At 69.4% G+C, this 2,410-nt stretch carries 4 protein-coding genes; all 4 read right to left on the minus strand.

Annotation, left to right across the window (positions count from 1 at the left end):
- Positions 1-59: 59 nt before the first annotated feature.
- Positions 60-890, minus strand: a complete 831-nt coding sequence (locus N5I75_RS06150) for a TrmH family RNA methyltransferase (protein ID WP_476675114.1) — start codon at positions 888-890, stop codon at positions 60-62.
- 159 nt (positions 891-1,049) lie between these two features.
- A complete protein-coding gene (gene rplT, locus N5I75_RS06155; RefSeq protein WP_006350245.1) occupies positions 1,050-1,436 on the minus strand; it encodes a 50S ribosomal protein L20 in 387 nt (128 codons plus the stop codon).
- Positions 1,437-1,535: 99 nt separating this feature from the next.
- Entirely contained in the window at positions 1,536-1,730 is a 195-nt protein-coding gene (gene rpmI / locus N5I75_RS06160; protein WP_003977225.1) for a 50S ribosomal protein L35, read from the minus strand.
- A gap of 123 nt (positions 1,731-1,853) precedes the next feature.
- A partial coding sequence (gene infC / locus N5I75_RS06165; RefSeq protein WP_476675117.1) for a translation initiation factor IF-3 occupies positions 1,854-2,410 on the minus strand: 557 nt, incomplete at its 5' end.

Below are 2,410 nucleotides of genomic sequence, written 5' to 3' on the forward strand. Positions count from 1 at the left end.
TTCGCCACCCTACTAGTCACGAGTGACCGACTACCAGTCACCGCGAACGCCCTGGGGGCTCAGTGCCGGCACCCGCCGGGGGCGCGCTGGGCGCGCGCGGAGGCGTAGAGGCAGACGGCGGCGGCGGTGGCGAGGTTGAGGCTCTCGGCCTTGCCGTGGATGGGGACGCGCACGACGGCGTCGGCCAGCGCGCGGGTCTCCTCGGGGAGCCCCCACGCCTCGTTGCCGAAGACCCAGGCGGTCGGGGTGCCCATCGTGCCCTTGTCCAGCTCGTCGTCGAGGTCGTCGTCCCCGGCCCCGTCGGCGGCGAGGATGCGGACGCCCGCCTCCTTGAGCGCGGCGACGGCCTGCTCGACCGGCACGCCCACGGCGACCGGCAGGTGGAACAGGGAGCCGACCGACGCCCGTACGGCCTTGGGGTTGTAGAGGTCGACGGAGGCGTCCGTGAGCACGACGGCCTCGGCGCCCGCGGCGTCGGCGCAGCGCAGCACGGTCCCGGCGTTCCCGGGGTCCCGGACGTGCGCGAGGACGGCGACGAGCTTGGGCCGGGCGGCGAGGATCTCCTCGAACGGCGTGTCCAGGAACCGGCAGACCCCGACGAGCCCCTGCGGGGTCACGGTCGTGGAGATGTCGGCGATGACGTCCTCGTCGGCGAGGTGCACCCGGGCGTCGACGGCGCGGGCCCCGGCGACGATGTCGGCGTAGCGCTCCGCGGCGTCGACGGTCGCGAACATCTCCACGAGCGCCCCGTGCGCGGCGGCCTCCCGCACGGCCTGCGGCCCCTCGGCGAGAAACAGCCGCTCCTTCCCCCGGAAATTCCGCTTGCCGAGCCGCCGGGCAGCGGAAACACGAGAGGACTTGGGGGAGATCAACTCGGGGGCGGCAACCATAGAAACTCACCTAGGGAAGGGAGCGCCCCGTGAGGGGCGCGGGGAACTGCGCGAGCAACCACGACGGCGGGAGGGCCCGCGAAGAACGGACGGGGGCAGACGCACTCGGACCCGCAGACCAGCAGGCCTACGGGTCCGAAGCACAGGTCAACCCGAAAATCAGGCGGCAGCCTTAGGGGCGTTGACGTCCGCGGGCAGCGCCTTCTGCGCAACCTCGACGAGCGCCGCGAAGGCGTTCGCGTCGTTGACGGCCAGCTCCGCGAGGATCTTGCGGTCCACCTCGATGTTGGCGGCCTTCAGACCCTGGATGAGGCGGTTGTACGTCATGCCGTTCTGGCGGGCAGCGGCGTTGATGCGCTGGATCCACAGCTGACGGAAGTCGCCCTTGCGCTTCTTGCGGTCGTTGTAGTTGTAGACCAGGGAGTGGGTGACCTGCTCCTTGGCCTTGCGGTACAGACGCGAACGCTGACCGCGGTAGCCGCTGGCCTGCTCGAGGATCGCCCGACGCTTCTTGTGCGCGTTGACTGCGCGCTTGACGCGTGCCACTTGTTGACTCCTTGTAGCGGGGCCGGGGTTGACTCACCCGACCCGAATTCGAATAGGTCCCGGTTCAGCCGACGTGCGCGGCGCCGAAGCGCCGGCAGGTCACTTGCCGAGAAGCTTCTTGATCTTCGCGGCGTCGCCCGGGGCCATCTCGGCGTTGCCGGTGAGGCGGCGCGTCACGCGGGACGACTTGTGCTCGAGCAGGTGGCGCTTGCCGGCGCGCTCACGGAGCACCTTGCCGGAGCCGGTGATCTTGAAGCGCTTGCTGGCACCGCTGTGCGACTTGTTCTTCGGCATAGCGCCGTTATCTCCTCGTCGGTGGCGCTCCCGGCCGGTCCGTGCCATGGGCCCGGACCGGCCGTGCGGGAACGTCAGTTGTGTCGGTTGGTATCCGTGGCGCACAGGCTGTACGCCGCCGGATCATGCCTCGGCAGGTGCCTCGGCGGGGGTTTCGGCGGGCGCCTCGGCGCCCTCGCCCTCAGCCGCGTTCTGCGACTTGCCGGGGTTGGCCTTCGCGTCGGCCTTGCGTGCGGCCTGCGCCTCACGGGCCTCGGCCATCGCCTCGGTCTTCTTCTTGTGCGGACCGAGGACCATGATCATGTTTCGACCGTCCTGCTTCGGGTTCGACTCGACGAAACCGAGGTCCTCGACGTCGTTCGCGAGACGCTGCAGCAGTCGGTAGCCGAGCTCCGGCCGGGACTGCTCGCGACCACGGAACATGATCGTGATCTTGACCTTGTCGCCCTGCTTGAGGAACCGGACGACGTGACCCTTCTTGGTGTCATAGTCGTGCGGGTCGATCTTCGGCCGGAGCTTCATCTCCTTGATGACCGTGTGCGCCTGGTTCTTGCGCGCCTCACGGGCCTTCATGGCCGACTCGTACTTGAACTTGCCGTAGTCCATGAGCTTGCAGACGGGCGGACGGGCCGTCGCCGCCACCTCGACCAGGTCGAGGTCGTACTCCTGAGCGAGCTCAA

It is taken from the genome of Streptomyces sp. R818 (assembly GCF_056172735.1).